The organism is Spongiactinospora gelatinilytica, assembly GCF_003236385.1.
GTDB classification, from domain to species: domain Bacteria; phylum Actinomycetota; class Actinomycetes; order Streptosporangiales; family Streptosporangiaceae; genus Spongiactinospora; species Spongiactinospora gelatinilytica.
The window spans coordinates 1-681 of the sequence record NZ_POUA01000802.1 but is presented as its reverse complement, the minus strand read 5'-3'; the positions used below and the strand labels follow the sequence as shown (position 1 = coordinate 681).

Genomic DNA, 681 nt, shown 5'->3' with positions numbered 1-681 from the left:
CGGCCCCTGGTGCGCGGGCCGCGCGTCCGGGCAAGCGGGTCAATGGTGGTTCAGCGGGTAGTGCAGGGTCCGGGCGGGGGCGTCCTCGGCGTAGCGCAGGGATTTCTCCACGCTGACCTCTGAGCCGTCTCCGTGGCTGGAGATGTGCATGTCGTCGGCGAGGGCGCGCATGATCTGCAGGCCCCGTCCGTGCTCGGAGATGGCAGGGACGGGGCGGTGGTTCATCGCGCCGGGTTCGAAGCCGTGGCCGTAGTCCATGATCTTGATGGTGCAGTGCTCCTCGTCGAGCGCGGCGCTGACGGTGTACTCCTTGCTCGGGGCGGCGTGCTTGATGACGTTGGAGCATGCCTCGGAGAGGATGATCCGGATGTCGTCGCGGATGGGCGGCACCACACCCAGCGTCCGCAGGGCCGCGTCCACCAGTTGCCTGATGAAGGGGACGCTCGAAGCGTCCCTCGGCAGCCGGAGCGCGATCCTCGCTTCCATGACATCGCAACTGCCCGTAGGAACCTCGGCAAACCTGCTCCGGCGGGGCCGGCGGGTCAGTCGGAGAGCCGTTCCAGGGCCACTTCGAGGGCGGCCTTCCGGTACTCTTCCGGGTCGCCCGCCTCCTCCATCTGGAAGACCTGGCCGGCGTGCAGGGTGAACAGTGCCATCGTCCGCTTGAGCCGTCTGGCGGGC

1 protein-coding gene is annotated in these 681 nt (G+C 68.7%); it reads right to left on the bottom strand.

The genetic code is table 11. The features are described from left to right. Positions 1-39 precede the first annotated feature (39 nt). Positions 40-486 (bottom strand): ATP-binding protein, encoded by a 447-nt coding sequence (locus C1I98_RS39490; RefSeq protein WP_111172245.1) that lies wholly within the window; start codon positions 484-486, stop codon positions 40-42. Positions 487-681: the final 195 nt, after the last annotated feature.